The 14,502-nt window shown below is 71.5% G+C and carries 16 protein-coding genes; 4 read left to right on the forward strand and 12 right to left on the reverse strand.

Annotated features, from left to right (window positions below; all coding sequences use genetic code 11):
* Positions 1 to 3: 3 nt before the first annotated feature.
* The 4 genes from ABZ842_RS01045 to ABZ842_RS01060 form a co-directional block, all read right to left on the reverse strand.
* Positions 4 to 1,092 (reverse strand): PDZ domain-containing protein, encoded by a 1,089-nt coding sequence (locus tag ABZ842_RS01045; protein ID WP_361529466.1) that lies wholly within the window; start codon positions 1,090 to 1,092, stop codon positions 4 to 6.
* 205 nt (positions 1,093 to 1,297) lie between these two features.
* The gene (locus ABZ842_RS01050) at positions 1,298 to 1,477 is read right to left on the reverse strand and encodes a hypothetical protein (protein WP_361529469.1); all 180 of its coding nucleotides are present in this window, start codon (positions 1,475 to 1,477) and stop codon (positions 1,298 to 1,300) included.
* 344 nt (positions 1,478 to 1,821) lie between these two features.
* The gene (locus ABZ842_RS01055) at positions 1,822 to 2,280 is read right to left on the reverse strand and encodes a molybdenum cofactor biosynthesis protein MoaE (protein ID WP_361529472.1); all 459 of its coding nucleotides are present in this window, start codon (positions 2,278 to 2,280) and stop codon (positions 1,822 to 1,824) included.
* A gap of 118 nt (positions 2,281 to 2,398) precedes the next feature.
* Positions 2,399 to 3,526, reverse strand: a complete 1,128-nt coding sequence (locus ABZ842_RS01060) for an SDR family oxidoreductase (RefSeq protein ID WP_361529475.1) — start codon at positions 3,524 to 3,526, stop codon at positions 2,399 to 2,401.
* A 195-nt stretch (positions 3,527 to 3,721) separates the two neighbouring features.
* Here ABZ842_RS01060 and ABZ842_RS01065 point away from each other — a divergent pair, with 195 nt between their 5' ends.
* Together ABZ842_RS01065 and ABZ842_RS01070 are read left to right on the forward strand one after the other, a co-directional pair.
* The gene (locus ABZ842_RS01065) at positions 3,722 to 5,224 is read left to right on the forward strand and encodes a zinc-dependent metalloprotease (protein WP_361529478.1); all 1,503 of its coding nucleotides are present in this window, start codon (positions 3,722 to 3,724) and stop codon (positions 5,222 to 5,224) included.
* Complete coding sequence (locus ABZ842_RS01070) at positions 5,221 to 5,790, forward strand: NUDIX hydrolase (protein WP_361529481.1); 570 nt, start codon at positions 5,221 to 5,223, stop codon at positions 5,788 to 5,790. The genes ABZ842_RS01065 and ABZ842_RS01070 overlap by 4 nt, the downstream gene beginning before the upstream one ends.
* Positions 5,791 to 5,887: 97 nt before the next feature.
* On the opposite strand, the gene ABZ842_RS01075 is transcribed toward ABZ842_RS01070, so the two are convergent.
* The 4 genes from ABZ842_RS01075 to ABZ842_RS01090 all read right to left on the reverse strand — a co-directional run bounded on the left by ABZ842_RS01075 (position 5,888) and on the right by ABZ842_RS01090 (position 9,705).
* A complete protein-coding gene (locus ABZ842_RS01075) occupies positions 5,888 to 6,628 on the reverse strand; it encodes an AIM24 family protein (protein WP_361529484.1) in 741 nt (246 codons plus the stop codon).
* A 19-nt stretch (positions 6,629 to 6,647) separates the two neighbouring features.
* A complete protein-coding gene (locus ABZ842_RS01080) occupies positions 6,648 to 7,328 on the reverse strand; it encodes an AIM24 family protein (protein ID WP_361529487.1) in 681 nt (226 codons plus the stop codon).
* Between the two features lie 14 nt (positions 7,329 to 7,342).
* The gene (locus ABZ842_RS01085) at positions 7,343 to 8,971 is read right to left on the reverse strand and encodes a TerD family protein (protein ID WP_361529490.1); all 1,629 of its coding nucleotides are present in this window, start codon (positions 8,969 to 8,971) and stop codon (positions 7,343 to 7,345) included.
* 137 nt (positions 8,972 to 9,108) lie between these two features.
* Complete coding sequence (locus ABZ842_RS01090) at positions 9,109 to 9,705, reverse strand: M48 family metallopeptidase (RefSeq protein WP_361529978.1); 597 nt, start codon at positions 9,703 to 9,705, stop codon at positions 9,109 to 9,111.
* Between the two features lie 405 nt (positions 9,706 to 10,110).
* Between ABZ842_RS01090 and ABZ842_RS01095 the strand changes: the two genes are divergently transcribed.
* Both ABZ842_RS01095 and ABZ842_RS01100 read left to right on the forward strand, forming a co-directional pair.
* The gene (locus ABZ842_RS01095) at positions 10,111 to 11,265 is read left to right on the forward strand and encodes a ThiF family adenylyltransferase (RefSeq protein ID WP_361529981.1); all 1,155 of its coding nucleotides are present in this window, start codon (positions 10,111 to 10,113) and stop codon (positions 11,263 to 11,265) included.
* 62 nt (positions 11,266 to 11,327) lie between these two features.
* A complete protein-coding gene (locus ABZ842_RS01100) occupies positions 11,328 to 12,782 on the forward strand; it encodes an AarF/ABC1/UbiB kinase family protein (RefSeq protein ID WP_361529493.1) in 1,455 nt (484 codons plus the stop codon).
* 19 nt (positions 12,783 to 12,801) lie between these two features.
* Here ABZ842_RS01100 and ABZ842_RS01105 read toward each other — a convergent pair whose 3' ends face one another.
* The 4 genes from ABZ842_RS01105 to ABZ842_RS01120 all read right to left on the reverse strand — a co-directional run bounded on the left by ABZ842_RS01105 (position 12,802) and on the right by ABZ842_RS01120 (position 14,354).
* Positions 12,802 to 12,999, reverse strand: a complete 198-nt coding sequence (locus ABZ842_RS01105; protein WP_361529496.1) for a hypothetical protein — start codon at positions 12,997 to 12,999, stop codon at positions 12,802 to 12,804.
* 109 nt (positions 13,000 to 13,108) lie between these two features.
* Positions 13,109 to 13,435, reverse strand: a complete 327-nt coding sequence (locus ABZ842_RS01110) for a hypothetical protein (RefSeq protein WP_361529499.1) — start codon at positions 13,433 to 13,435, stop codon at positions 13,109 to 13,111.
* The gene (locus ABZ842_RS01115; protein WP_361529502.1) at positions 13,432 to 13,809 is read right to left on the reverse strand and encodes a WhiB family transcriptional regulator; all 378 of its coding nucleotides are present in this window, start codon (positions 13,807 to 13,809) and stop codon (positions 13,432 to 13,434) included. The genes ABZ842_RS01110 and ABZ842_RS01115 overlap by 4 nt, the downstream gene beginning before the upstream one ends.
* Positions 13,810 to 13,997: 188 nt before the next feature.
* Positions 13,998 to 14,354: a hypothetical protein gene (locus ABZ842_RS01120; RefSeq protein WP_361529505.1), complete on the reverse strand. Its 357-nt coding sequence runs from the start codon at positions 14,352 to 14,354 to the stop codon at positions 13,998 to 14,000.
* Positions 14,355 to 14,502: the final 148 nt, after the last annotated feature.

Below are 14,502 nucleotides of genomic sequence, written 5' to 3' on the forward strand. Positions count from 1 at the left end.
GGGTCAGCCCTTGGCGCAGGTGGGCAGGTCCGCGGTGTCGCCCGCCTTGATCTTCGCCAGGGAGTCGGTGGCGTCGGCGATCGTGTCGACCTTCACCAGCTTCAGTCCACTGGGGATGTCGGAGGCCGCGGTGGCGCAGTTGTCCGCGGGCGTCAGGAAGTACTGGGCGCCCGCGTTCCGCGCTCCGACCAGCTTCATCGCGATGCCGCCGATGGGGCCGACCTTGCCCTCGTCGTCGATCGTGCCGGTGCCGGCCACGAACTTGCCGCCCGTCATGTCGCCGGGGGTGAGCTTGTCGACGATGCCCAGCGCGAACATCAGGCCGGCGCTGGGGCCGCCCACGTCGGCGAGGTTGATGTCGATGGTGAAGGGGAAGGTGTGGTCCGTCCCGGCCTGGATGCCGACGACGGCCCGGTCCCCCGACTCCGCCTTCGCGGTGGTGATGGTGACCTGCTCGGTGGAGTCCGGCTCCCGGCCGGCCTTCTCGGCCGCCGCCGCTTCCTTCGCCGGGACGATGGTGAAGACGACGTCCTCACCGGGCTTGTGCTTGGTGACGAGCTTCGCGACGTCGCCGGGCTGCTTGACGGCCGTGCCGTCGACGGCCTTGATGACGTCGCCGGCATGCAGCGCGTCCTGCGCCGGCGAGTCCTTGAGCACCGTGGCCACCACGACCCGGGACTGCACCGGGATGTCCAGCTCCTTCAGGGCGGCGACCTTCGCGCTCTCCTGGGACTGGCTGAACTCCTCGGCGTTCTCCTGCGTGGACTGCTCCTCGGTCTGGCCGTCCGGGTAGAGCGTGTCGTGCGGTACGACCACGTTGTCGTGGGCCAGCCAGCCGTACAGCGCCTCGACGAGGTTCATCCGGTAGTCGGCGCCGGTGACCCGGACCGTCGTCATGTTGAGGTTGCCGGAGGCGGGGTACGTCTTGCGCCCGGTGATCCGCAGAACCGGTTCCCCGCCCGCGTCGCCGAGGGTGTTCACCGTGGGCCCGGGAGACATCTCCGAGTACTTCACCGGGATGAGGATCCCCGCGAACAGCAGCGCGACGAAGATCAGCGTGGCGGTGAGCATCGTCGTAGTGCGGCGTGGCATGGAACGACAGTACGGGACGAGGCCGTCAGCGCACCGTCCGGGCCGGTCCGTCCGGGGGCGGCCCTGGGGAAGTCGACGAAATCGGATCGGTCGGCGCGCGCCCGCGGTGGAGCGGGGCGTGCCGCGGTGGTCCGGCCGGGTGGTGATCCGCCCCGCCGGCCCCTGCGGAGGGCCTCCCGGCCCCCGCTCCCCCGCGGCGTACGACCTACTGGCCGGAGCCGCTGCCGGCGCCTGCGCCGGCCTTCTCCATGGCGTCCCGGAACCGCGCGTAGCCGGCGAGTTCCGCCACGTCCCCGGCCGTTCGACTGCGCGAGGCCCAGCCTCCCCATATCGCGGCTCCGACGACGGCGAACAATGGAATCAGCAACCAGGCGAGCGCTGCCATCGCGACCTCCCTACCCCAGAAAAGAAACGCAACCGGACCGAGCCCGGCTGAGTGATCAACAGATTAATCATCCACTGCTCCAACGCTCGGCGCAGGGACCTGGTTACGCAAATCGGGCGCCTTGGGCCGATCGGGGCCGGACCGATGCCGGGACGTGACCCGACTCGGCCCGCACGGGGCCCCGTTGGGCTTCGGCGCGGTGACGCATCGCGGCGGGATCGCCGCGCCGTCGGAGTGTCGCGCGGTACGCCTCGCCGGTTCCGCTACTCGCCGAGGTCCGCTCTCCGCCGGGTCTGCTCACGGCCGGGTCTACTCACGGCCGGCGCGGGGCCGGCACGGGCCCCTCAGACGCCCACCCACTCCTCGGTGCCGTCCGAGAACGTCTGGTGCTTCCAGATGGGAACCTCGCGCTTGAGGTCGTCGATCAGCCTGCGGCAGGCGTCGAACGCCTCCGCCCGGTGCGGACACGACACCGCCACGATCACGGCCAGGTCGCCCACGGCCAGCTCGCCCACCCGGTGGACCGCGGCCATGGCCCGTACGGGGAAGTCCGCCGCGACCTTCTCCGCGACGCGGCGCAGCTCCTCCTCTGCGCTGGGGTGCGCCGAGTACCCGAGGGCGGCGACGTCCGCTCCGCCGTCGTGGTTGCGCACGGTGCCGACGAAGAGGGCGGTGCCGCCCGCCGCGTCGTCGCCGACCGCGCGGAAGACCTCGTCCACCGAGAGCGGCGTGGCGCGGACGGCGAGGAGGCGCAGGGGATCGCCGGCCGCCCGCTCCCCCGGGTGATCGTGGGTGCTGGTCATGGTCTCATCGTGCCGCACGCCACTGACAACGGGAAACGGCCGTCGCCACGGACCCGGTGGGCGCGGGGTGGGAGCTTCCTCCGGGGCCGCCGCGCCGAGTCGAGTCACGTCGCCTCGTTCACAGCCGCCGGCGCGCCTTGCGGGCGCGGCGCACCAGGGCCGCGGTGCCCAGGAGGGCGACGGTCGCCCCCGCGGCGCCCGCCGCGGCGGCGTCCTTGCGGCCCAGCCGTCGGCCCGCCACCGTGTGCCGGCCCTCCACCTCCTCCAGGAGGGCGGCCAGCACCTCCTCGTTGGTCCACTGCGGGCGCCAGCCCGCGTCGTGCAGCCGGCTGACGCTGACCACCCAGGGGTGCATGGTGTACGCGAGGTCCCCGGCCGGCGAGGGCGTGACGCCGATCCGGTGCAGTCGCGCGGCGGCGCCCAGGGCGACTGCGGACGGCAGCTCCATGCGCCGGATGCCGCTGAGCTCCTCGACCTCCTCCTGCTCCAGCCAGCCGTCGCAACCGACGGCCAACTCGCCCTCCACCTTCTCCAGGGCGGCGTACTCCAGCGCGCTGACCAGGTCCTCGACGTGGCAGAACTGCCAGGTGGGCCGGGATCCTGCGACCACCAGGAGGCGCGGCGACTCGAAGTAGCGGGTGAGCGCGGTGTCCGTGCCGCCGACCAGGACGGTGGGGCGCACCACGGTCACGTTGAGGCCGGGGTGGGCGCGCGGCGCGCGGCGGCCCAGACGTTCGATCTCCAGCAGGTCGCCGAGGGCGGTGGCCTCGGCCGTGGCCCGGAGCTCGGCGTCCTCGGAGAGCGGGATGTCGTTGTCCGGCAGCGCGCCGTACACCATGGCGGAGGTGCACAGCACGACCCGGCGCACCCCGGCGGCGGCAGCGGCCGTCAGCACGGTCTGGGTGCCGCGTACGTTGTACGCGGTCCGGGCGGCGTCGTCCGTCTCCAGGTCGAGGTCGAGGGCGAGGTGCACGACCACGTCGACGCCGCGCAGCTTCTCGGCGATGGCCGGATCGCGAACGTCGAGGATGTGCCACTGCGCCTCGGGGACGTCGCCCAGTCGTTCGTCGACAGCGATCACCCGCTTGACCTCGTCGGACGCGACGAGCCGCCGGGTCAGCAGTTCGCCGGTGCCGGTGGCGGCACCGGTGACCGCGACGACGGGTCCGCGTCCCGCGGGTCCGTCGCCGGGGGTCGGGGTTGAGCGGTTTCGCGCTCCGCGAACCTGCGGATCTGGGGAACTCACCAGGCGTCTCCAGCGGTTGTCTTTAGTACGTACTCGAATGACGCGTACGGACCAGGTGGCGTCCATCCTGCCGCAGGCCGCGAGCCGACGGAGCACCGAGCCCATATGCGGGCCGGGATGTCTACGCTGGGTGGTGTTGTGGAGGGCATTTCGCCGTCGGCCCGGAGCCGGCGGCCCTAGGAGCCGAGGAAACCCGTGAGTGACACCCCATTCGGATTCGGCCTTCCGCCGGAGGAGCCGGAGCCCGGCGACGAGGGCAAGAAGAAGGATCCCGCTTCCGGTGGCAGCGGCGCCGGCGGTTCCTCGCCCCAGAATCCCTTCGGATTCGGCACGGGGCCCGGCGGCGGGGACAATCCGTTCGCGGCCATGTTCGGGTCGTTGAACCCCAATGACCTGGGCGCCGCCTTCCAGCAGCTCGGCCAGATGCTGAGCTATGAGGGCGGCCCGGTGAATTGGGACATGGCCAAGCAGATCGCCCGCCAGACGGTCTCCCAGGGCACGTCCGACGGCGTCAAGGACGAGTCCGTGAGCGCCACCGACCGCACGGCGGTCGAGGAGGCCCTGCGCCTGGCCGATCTGTGGCTGGACGGCGTGACGTCCCTGCCCTCCGGTGCGAACACCGCCGTGGCGTGGAGCCGCGCCGAGTGGGTCGAGGCGACGCTGCCGGCGTGGAAGCAGTTGGTCGACCCGGTCGCGGAGCGCGTGGGGACCGCCATGGGCGGGGTGCTCCCGGAGGAGATGCAGGCCATGGCGGGCCCGCTGATCGGCATGATGCGCTCCATGGGCGGCGCCATGTTCGGCCAGCAGATCGGCCAGGCCATGGGCGTGCTCGCCGGTGAGGTCGTCGGCTCGACGGACATCGGGCTGCCGCTGGGCCCCGCGGGCAAGGCGGCGCTCCTCCCGCTGAACGTGGCGGCGCTGGGCAAGGACCTCGGCGTCCCCAAGGAGGAGGTGCGCCTGTACCTCGCCCTGCGGGAGGCGGCCCACCAGCGCCTCTTCGCCCACGTCCCGTGGCTGCGCTCGCACCTCTTCGGTGCCGTCGAGGGGTACGCCCGCGGCATCAAGGTCGACACCAGCAAGCTGGAGGACGTCGTCGGGCAGTTCGACCCGGCGAATCCGGAGCAGCTCCAGGAAGCGCTCCAGCAGGGCATGTTCCAACCGGAGGACACCCCGCAGCAGAAGGCCGCCCTGGCCCGTCTGGAGACGGCCCTGGCCCTCGTGGAGGGCTGGGTGGACGCAGTGGTGCACGAGGCCGCTGCGAGCCGGCTGACGTCCGCGGGGGCGCTGCGGGAGACGCTGCGGCGCCGGCGTGCGTCCGGTGGGCCCGCCGAGCAGACGTTCGCCACGCTGATCGGCCTCCAGCTGCGTCCGCGGCGGCTGCGGGACGCCTCCCGGCTGTGGGCCTCGCTCACGGACGCCCGCGGTGTGGACGGCCGTGACGCCCTGTGGGAGCACCCGGACATGCTGCCGACGGCCTCGGACCTGGACGATCCGGACGGTTTCGTCCACCGCGAGCAGTTGGACTTCTCCGAGCTGGACAAGATGCTCGGCGAGGCGGCGTCCGGTGGCACCGGCGCCCAGGGCGCCCAGGACTCCAAGGGCAAGGCCGAGGACAGCGCCGAGGACAAGGCCGAGGAGAAGAAGGACGACGAGGGCGGCCAGGACGGTCCGGCCGGTCAGGGCGGCTCCGATCGATGAGCCTGCACGATGACGCCGTCCTCGTACTGAAGGGTTACGAGGGCGAGGGCGAGGGGGACACGGCCCAGGCGGCGCTGCGCCAGCAGTATCTGGACCACCTGACGGCCCACCCGGACGGCATGTGGAAGGCGTGCGGGGCCGGTCATGTCACGGCCAGTGCCCTGGTCGTGGACCTGGCGCGCGAGCGGGTGCTGCTGACGCTCCACAAGAAGCTCGGCATGTGGCTCCAGATGGGTGGCCACTGCGAGCCCGAAGACTCGACGCTGGCTGCCGCGGCGCTGCGGGAGGCCACGGAGGAGTCGGGCATCGAGGGGCTGACGCTGCTGGGCGTGGGCTCCGACGCCGCCACCCCGATCAGCCTGGACCGGCATGCGATCCCGGCCCCGTGCCACTGGCACCTGGACGTGCAGTACGCGGCGCTCGCCCCGGCCGGCGCCCTCGCCGCGATCAGCGACGAGTCCTTGGACCTGCGCTGGTTCGGGTACGACGAGGTGCCGGACGTCGCGGACGGCTCCGTCGTGCGGCTGGTCGAGCGGACCCGAGCGGCGCTGGAGCGACGGCGCTGACGTAACGTTCCGCATGCGCAATCCGTATGTGTAAGGGGCGCCCTCCATTGGAGGGCGCCCCTTACACATTGGTTGGTTCAGGTCCGGTTCAGTCGGCTCAGTTCCAGGAGTTGTTCCGGTTCTGGCCGTCCGCGCCGAACTGGCCGCGCAGTCCGCTGCCGATGGACGCGTTCTGCGGCGGCATGACCTCGCTCGGCTGCACCAGGACGAATCCGTGGCCGAGGAAGCTCAGCTCCCAGCCCTCACCGGTGCTGCCGCGCCGGGTGCGGACGCTCGTGGAGGTGGTGGGCGCCTGCATCTGCACCCGCAGCCCGGTCGACCAGGCCACGATGGCGTCCGAGTCCACGTTGACGTACGACTCCGGCGTGACGGTCAGCATCAGCGGCTGGCCCGAGGTCATCAGCGCGACCTTGCCCTGACCGGTGATGTTGAGCTGGTACTTCCCGGACCCCGAGATGCCGTACTCGCTGTCGACGGCCAGCACTTCGGTGTTCAGCTGCGAGTCCAGCGCGAGCACGTAGGAGCTGTCGACCGTCATGCCCTCGCGGTCGACGTCCACGAGGTGGATGTGCTGCGCGAGGTTGGCCAGGAAGACCGTGCCCTGGCCGGAGCAGCGCATCAGGTCCAGTCCTTCGCCGGTCCGGGCGCGCGAACGCCGCTGGCTCGACGACTGGTACTCGCCGTCGAAGTCGACCATCCCCTGGTAGGCGACCATGGCGCCCTTGCGGGCCAGGACGTCGTCGCTGCCGTTGAGGGCGACCCGCAACAACTGCGGGCTCTGAATGGCGAAGCGCTCTTGGGTCTGCTGCTCGCCGTAGGTGAAAAGTGGGCTCTGCATGGCTGTTCTTCGCTCCCCCTCAGCCCCGGATCCGCAACCGGTCGGTGTTGTCCTCGCTCGGCTGGACGACGACGATGCCCTCCCCGGAGAAGGCCATCTGGTACGCCTCGCCGGTGCCGCGCCCGATGAGCGCGCTCGCCTTGAGGCTGCGCTTGGCCTTCACCTTCAGGTTCGGCGACCAGGCCACGAGTGCGTCCGGGTCGACGAAGGTCTCGTCCTGTCCCCGGCCGCAGTCCACGACGATCGGGGTGCCGCGCGAGGTCAGCGCCACCCAGCCGGTGCCCGCGATCTCCACGTTCCACAGACCGGTGCCGGCGAGCTTGGCCATGCCCTTGACCTTCTCCACGCTCCACTGGAGGTGGGCGTCGAAGGCGAGCACGTTGCTGCCGTTGACCGAGAGCGAGTCGTTGTTCAGATAGATGACGACGACGTCGGCGCCGTAGTCGGCGAGGTAGAGCATGCCGTCGCCGTGACAGCGCATGATGGGCGCGCCCTCGCCGGTGGCCCACTGCGCCACGGCCTGCCGGGCGGCCGGCGGGTTGGCCTCGTACTGGACGAAGCCCTCGTAGGCGACCATCGAGCCGGTGCGGGCGAACAGGTCCTGGCCGGTGGCCATGGCGACCTTGAGCATGGTGCGGCCGTGGTTCTCCATCCGGGCCGCGACGGGGGTCGGGGCGAAGCCCGCGAGTTGCTGGTTCATGTCTTCGGGCTCCCTCAGACCTCGTAGGGCTGGACGACGATGAAGTTGCCGGGCGCACCCCGGAACTGGAGGTTGACCGTCTCCCCGCTGTGCCCCGGGTACGAGTTGCGGCGCAGCCGCACCTGGCTGGCGAGGATCACCTGGGACGCCGCCGACCAGGCCACGATGGCGTTGGCGTCGGCGAAGGTGGTCGGGGTGACGGGGAGGACGACGGGGGTGCCGTGCGTCTTGACGACGACGGTCCCGGTCCCCTGGAACTGCAGCGTGAACAGGACGCCGCCGGGGATGCCGTGGCCCTCGATCCTGCGCACCTCGTACTGGAGGGACTCGTCGAAGGCGAGGACGTTCTCCGCCGAGACGCAGATCGCGTCGCCCTGGAGCTCGATGGGGTGCAGATTGGCGTTGTTCTCGGCGAGGAAGACCTGGCCGCGGCCCGTGCAGCGCATCAGCTGCATCTCTTGCCCGGTCGCGTTGCCCACGATCCGGCTGGCGAACCCGCCGCTCTTGTGACTGAAGTCGACCTTGCCCTGGTACATCACCATGCTGCCGGAGCGGGCGAGGACCCCGGTGCCGCCCATGGAGACGTCGGCCCGTATCAGATACGGGTTCTGCGGGGTCCAGCGCTGGCCGGTGGGGGTCTCCCGGTACGCCTGGAGCGCGGCGTTCAGCCCGGGGCCGGCGGCCGGCATCCCCTGGGGGACGCCGCCCGGCTGGGGGGCGCCGCCCTGCACGCCGGTCTGGCCGTACGCGAAGGGCGCCTGCTGGACGAAGGGCGCGGAGGCGGGGGCACCCGGCGGCGGGGCCATGCCCGGCATCTGTCCCGGGACTTGGCCGGGGGCCTGACCCGGAACGTGGCCCGGCACCTGGCCGAACTGCGGTTGCACGGGCTGCGGTGGCTGTCCGTACGGCGCCGGCGGCGCGGGCGGAGCCGGCGGCACGACGCCCTGCGGCATCGGGGCGGCCACGGGAGCGGGCACCGGCGCGGGAGGCGCGGGGGGCACGGTCGGGGAGCCGAAGGTGGGGGCCGGCTGCGGTGGCTGAGGTGCCGTCGGAGCGGCGGCGGGGGCGCCGAAGGCCGGCGGCGCTGCCTGGGGCGCGGGCGCCGCGGCCTGCTCCTCGGCGACCTCGCCGCCGAAGTTCTTCAGGAGCGCTTCCAGACCGCCGTCGAAGCCCTGCCCGACGGCGGCGAACCGCCACACGTCCTTCAGGTAGAAGTCGCCGAGCATCACGGCGCGCTCGGTGGTGAACTCCGAGCCGTTGAACGGGTAGCGGGCGACTTCCTCGCCCCCCGCCACGATGCGGATGTACCCCGGGCCGACCTGGGACATCTGCCCCGCGCCGTCGATGGTGGCGGTGAAGGAGAGCTTGGTGATGTTCGCCGGGATGCGGTCGAGCGTCACCCGGAACGACTCGGTGTCGCCGGATTGTGCGCCCAGCAGCTGAAGGGACTCCTCCGGTGACTTCGGCTGGTTGAAGAAGATGAAGTACCGGTCGTCCGAGAGCCGTTCGGCGGCGTCGAGTCCGAAGCAGCTGATGTCGAAGGTGAGGCCGGGCGCGGCGATCTGCACGCCCACGTACAGATCCGTACCCGAAGTCAGATCACTGATCTTGGCCTTGTGGCCCCGTTGGAATTCCCTGGCCATGCGTAACGACCGTCCCCCATCCCGATAAGAACATTGCGTCGCGCCAGGCTAACGGCTTGGTCGTCGATTCGGCCAAGGGGCTGTGGCGTGCCGGGACGAATTCGATACGTGAAGATCGACGGTCGGTCGCCGTCCCCTCACTCCTGGTCGGCGCCGGGGCGGTGAGGCAGCCGCTCGGCGGCGACGACGCCTTCCAGATAGCCCCTGGCCCGCTCGGTGCGGGGATACGCCTCCAACAGCTGCCAGAAGCGGGGGCCGTGGCCGGGGACCAGGAGGTGGGCCAGCTCGTGGACGAGGACGTAGTCAACGACGTACTCGGGCATGCCCTGGAGGCGGTGGGAGAGGCGGATGCTGCCCTCGGCCGGGGTGCAGGAGCCCCAGCGGGTGTTCTGGTTGGTCACCCACCGCACGGACGCGGGGCGGGCGCGCCCGTCGAAGTACTGGGCGGACAGTCGCCGGGCCCGGGCGGCGAGCTCGCCGTCGCCGAGGGTCCGCTTGCTCTCCTGGGCGGCGAGCTTGTCCAGCATCACGCCGACCCAGCGGCGCTCCTCCGCCTCCGACATGCGGGCGGGGATCAGGACGATGGTGCGGTCGCCCTCGCGGTAGGCGGAGACGGTCCGCCGGCGGCGGGGGCTCCTGCGGACCTCGACGGCGCTGGTGCTCGACCCCCTGGCCGCTCGCGGCGTCCCGGTCGGCGGCGCGGTCCGCTCCGGCCGATCCGCGGGAACGGGCAGGTCGGATGGATCGGGTGGTTCAGGCGGGTCGGGCAGGTTGGATCGACCGGGCGGACGGATCGGGGCCGGGGCGCCGGTCACCTGGGGCTGCCCCGCCGAGTCGATCGGACCCGTTGCGCCGTCCTGCGGGCCTTCTACACCGCGCTGCGGGGTCTCCCCAGCGACGCGCGGGGAAGGATCGACGGACACCCCACGACCGTACCCGCTGAAGCCCCGGGAATCACCGCCTCCGCAACGGTTCTCCGCTGAACCACTCCTTGGCGGCAGCATTTGAACGACTAATGCGCACCCCTGTGGATAACTTTCCTCCCACCGTCGCACAACTGGGCATTCTGTCGTCACAAGCGCTCGACGGGGCGCATTCCGTAGGGACGTTTCACAGTGACGGGGGTTGGGATCGTGGAGATGCACCCGATGGTGAAGCCGGCCTTGCGACGGGCCTGGCGGGAGCGGCAGACCGTCCAGTTCGGCGTGGCACCGGCGCACGCGGTGTCCCTCGGCCCGGTCGACACGGTCACCGGCTCCTTCCTCCAACTGCTGGACGGGACTCGCGGCATGCCGCTGCTGCGCGAGGAGGCGCGGGCGATGGGCCTGCCCGAAGACCGGGTCGATGCCCTGGTCGAACGGCTGACGGAGGCGGGCCTGCTGGACGACACGGCGTCCGGCGGCCCCGGGGTCAAGGCGCTCGCTCGGCGGCCGTGCGCCGTCGATCGGCTGCGGGCGGACGCCGCCTCGCTGTCGCTGGTGCACCCCGAGCCGGGCGGCGGGATGCGTCGGTTGGCGGCCCGCAGGGCGATGCGCATCCAGGTCAGGGGTGCGGGTCGGGTCGGCGCGACGGCGGCGGCGCTGCTCTCCGGTGCCGGTGTGGGCCACGTCGAGGTGGTGGACGGCGGCAGCGCCGCGCCGTGGGACGTGGCGCCCGGCGGACTGCCGGAAGGGGCGGTCGGCCAGCGGCGCGATGCGGCGGCCCGAGGTCTGGTGCGGCGTTCGGCACCGCTGCGCCCGCCGCGTTCGACGGCCCGCGGCGGTACCGGCGCCGTCGCCGGCGGTGAGCCGGCGCTGGATCTGGTCCTGGTGTGCCCCCGTGACGGCCTGGCGGCGTACGCCCCGGATCCGGCGACCTCCGCGGGCTGGGTCTCCACCGGCGTCCCGCATTTGTACGCGGGGGTGATCGAGGCCACAGGGGCGGTGGGCCCGCTGGTGGTGCCCGGGGAAACTCCCTGCGCCGGCTGCTTGGAGCTGGAGCGGGTCGAGAGCGATCCGGGGTGGCCGCGGCTGTTGGCGCAGTGGCGCTCGGGCGGGCGGCGGACCCCGGTGCCCGCCTGCGACCTCGCGCTGTCAGCGGTGGTGGCGGGGCTGGCGGTGGCCCATGCGCTGTCCTTCCTCGACGGCGGGTCGCCGCTGAGCAAGGGCGCGCGGTGGGAGACCTCCCTGCCCCGGCTCGGCTGGCGTTCGCAGCAGTTCGTGCCGCACGTCGACTGCGTGTGTGAAGCCTCAGGGAAAAGTGAGGGGCGGGACGCCTCCGGCTTCGGGCCGGCACACGAGACAATGGCCGGGTAACCGCTTCGGCGCCACGCCGTTGGGCTCACGCGGCACAGCTTGTCTGGGATTTGGAGGGGCGTATGTCTGATCTTCCCCGGAAGGCGGTCACCCGGACCGCCAAGTTGGCCGCCCTGCCATTGGGGTTCGCCGGCCGCGCCACCTGGGGGCTGGGCAAGCGGATCGGTGGCAGATCCGCGGAGATCGTCACCCGGGAGCTGCAACAGCGCACGGCCGAGCAGTTGTTCAAGGTGCTCGGCGAGCTCAAGGGCGGGGCGATGAAGTTCGGGCAGGCCCTGTCCGTCTTCGAGTCCGCCCTCCCCGAGGACATCGCCGGCCCCTATCGCGCCGCGCTCACCAAGTTGCAGGACGCCGCTCCCCCGATGCCGACGCGCACGGTCCACGCGGTGTTGGCTGAGCGGCTGGGCGAGGAGTGGCGGGAGCTCTTCGAGGAGTTCGAGGACAAGCCGTCGGCAGCCGCCTCCATCGGCCAGGTGCACCGTGCGGTGTGGCACGACGGCCGCGAGGTCGCCGTGAAGGTGCAGTATCCGGGGGCGGGGGACGCACTGCTCTCGGACCTCACACAGCTGAGCCGGTTCGCCCGGCTGCTGGGGCCGCTGATTCCGGGGATGGACATCAAGCCGCTGATCTCGGAGTTGCGCGACCGGATCTCGGAGGAGCTGGACTACGGCCTGGAGGCCCAGGCCCAGCGGGAGCACGCGGCGGAGTTCGCCGACGATCCGGACGTGCTGGTGCCGGACGTGGTGCACCAGTCGGACCAGGTGCTGGTGACGGAGTGGATCGAGGGGATACCGCTCGCCGAGGTGATCTCCGGAGGATCGCAGGAGCAGCGGGACCGCGCGGGTCAGCTGCTCGCCCGGTTCCTGTTCTCGGGTCCCGCGCGCACGGGCCTGCTGCACGCGGACCCCCACCCGGGGAACTTCCGGCTGCTGCCCGACGCCGACGGCGGGAGCTGGCGGCTGGGGGTGCTGGACTTCGGGACGGTCGACCGGCTGCCCGGTGGTCTGCCGTCGACGATCGGCGACTGCCTGCGGATGACGTTGGAGGGCGAAGCCGAGGCGGTGTACGCGATGCTCTGCGAGGAGGGCTTCGTCAAGGAGGAGATCGACCTCGACCCGGATGCGGTGCTGGAGTATCTGCTGCCGATCATCGAGCCCGCCGAGGTGGACGAGTTCACCTTCACCCGGAGCTGGATGCGTACGCAGGCGGCCCGGATCGCCGACATCCGCTCCCCCGCGCACCAGCTCGGCAAGCAGTTGAACCTCCCGCCGTCGTATCTGCTGATACACCGGGTGACGCTCAGCACGATAGGCGTGCTGTGTCAGCTGAACGCGACCGTGCGGCTGCGGGACGAGCTGGAGGGGTGGCTCCCCGGCTTCCTCCCCGAGTACGACGAACACGACATCGCCGATGACCTCGAAGAGATCGCCGACGCCGAGGGCGTCGAGGGCGATGTCGAGGCGGGCAAGGAAGAAGCTGACGGCGAGGAGGTCGTCAAGGCAGCGGCGGCACCGTAGGAGGAGGGGCCGGGGTGCCTCACCACCAGGTGGAGTCGAGCCGGCCCTCGATCGCCCTGATGTTGGCACGGGCGCAGTCGTCGCAGAAGTAGCGGCGGGTGCGGTTCTCCACCGAACAGGTCCAGGTGGGCTGGGCTCCCTTGCCCTTCTTGCCGCACCGGGCGCACACGACGGTGGCGCCCTTCCCGTCCGGGAGGGGGTTCTGCTGCTGTTCCACCTCGTGACGATAACCCCACCGAGGAGCGGGGCGGGGACAACGCACCGCGGGGGCCGATCCGTTAGGACCGGCCCCCGCGGGGTGAGTGTCGGCGTCAGCGCACGGTGCGTCAGTTCATGACGGCCATGGCGAGCGCGCGACGGGCACGCATCGAGACGCGCTCGGCGCGACGCTGCATGCGTCGGGCGGCGATCAGGTGCACCGCTCGACGTTCCGTCTCGGCTTCACGTAGGCGCTCGTGCATATGCGCACGCGCGAGGGCTTCTGGGATGAGTTGCATGGCGCGGGTCCTGTTCTGGCGCGAGGCGGTCGCACCGGTGATGGTCACTGCTGGAGTCGCGGAGCCCGAGGGCTCGTTCGTGGAAGGGGCCATGGGGTCCTGCTTCTGAAGGGGGTCGTGCGCGTAGGGGCGGTCGATGGTTCCGTTGGCTTTCATGCCGAGACCGGGTTCTTGCGCGGACGACCACGGGGCCGCTTGCGGGCGACGACGACTCCCTGGACGAAGAGCTCTCCGCCCCAGACGCCCCAGGGCTCGCGCCGGTCCTTGGCGCCGGCGAGGCACGCCTCCATCAGCGGGCAGGTGCGGCAGAGGGACTTGGCGTACTCGACGTCGGCCGGCGACTCGGCGAAGAAGACCTCCGGGTCGTAGGAGCGGCACGGGACGGGGACATCGAGGTTCTCGATGGCGTCGTCGAGTGCGGTCAGGGCGGTGGGCGCGGTCGGCGCGGTCAAAGCGGGGTCCTCCGTGTGGGCGGGCGGGGAGAGCGTCTGGGCAGGCGGTACGGACGGGGCGTGCGCTTCGAGTTGCACGGTTGTGTCTTTCCTCGTCTTGTCGGTCCGGCTGGTGGCCGGTTGGTGGTCCCCCGACGGATCCGGGGGGCTGGTACCGGGTGTTGCTGTCCCGAGGCCCCTGGGGCTGCCTTCCCGGTCCGGGAAAGCAGAAGGGCCGCGGATCCCGAGTGGGATTCCGCGGCCCTGAAGGCGCCGGCCTGATCTCGTCAGGCTGGATCGCTCCAGGGTTCGAGCCCACGGAAGGCCCACTTGGTGTGGTGCTGCGTCTGCTTCGGGGTGGTGACGGCACTGGCTGCCGCAAAGGCATAGACCTGGGCCTGTGCCAGTCCTGCTTCCAGTGCCTTCGTCGGTCGTTCGGCGCGCTCCAGGCGCAGGACGGGGAGTCCGGCCACGGAGGTGGCGGGAGCGCCGACCAGGCCACCGGGCATACCGGTGCCCTTGTCGATGCCGCTGCCATTGGCGGCGAGCAACGACGCGGAGAAGCCGAGCGAGCAGGCGGAGACGACGGCCGAGCGATCGGCCACGGACTGGAAGTTGATGAAGCTGGTGTTGTTGCTGATCACTGGACTCGCCTCCTCTCGGCGTCTCGGGGACCGGCCGGGGCCGGTCACGCGTATTCGGATAAGTACATCACGAGCACAGGGCTTCAGAGAAGCGCCTGTTCTCGTGGTTAAGAACCTATGGGGACGGTCGGGGCATGCGCAAACTATT

This window comes from Streptomyces sp. NPDC047315 (assembly GCF_040643215.1).
Lineage (GTDB): Bacteria > Actinomycetota > Actinomycetes > Streptomycetales > Streptomycetaceae > Streptomyces.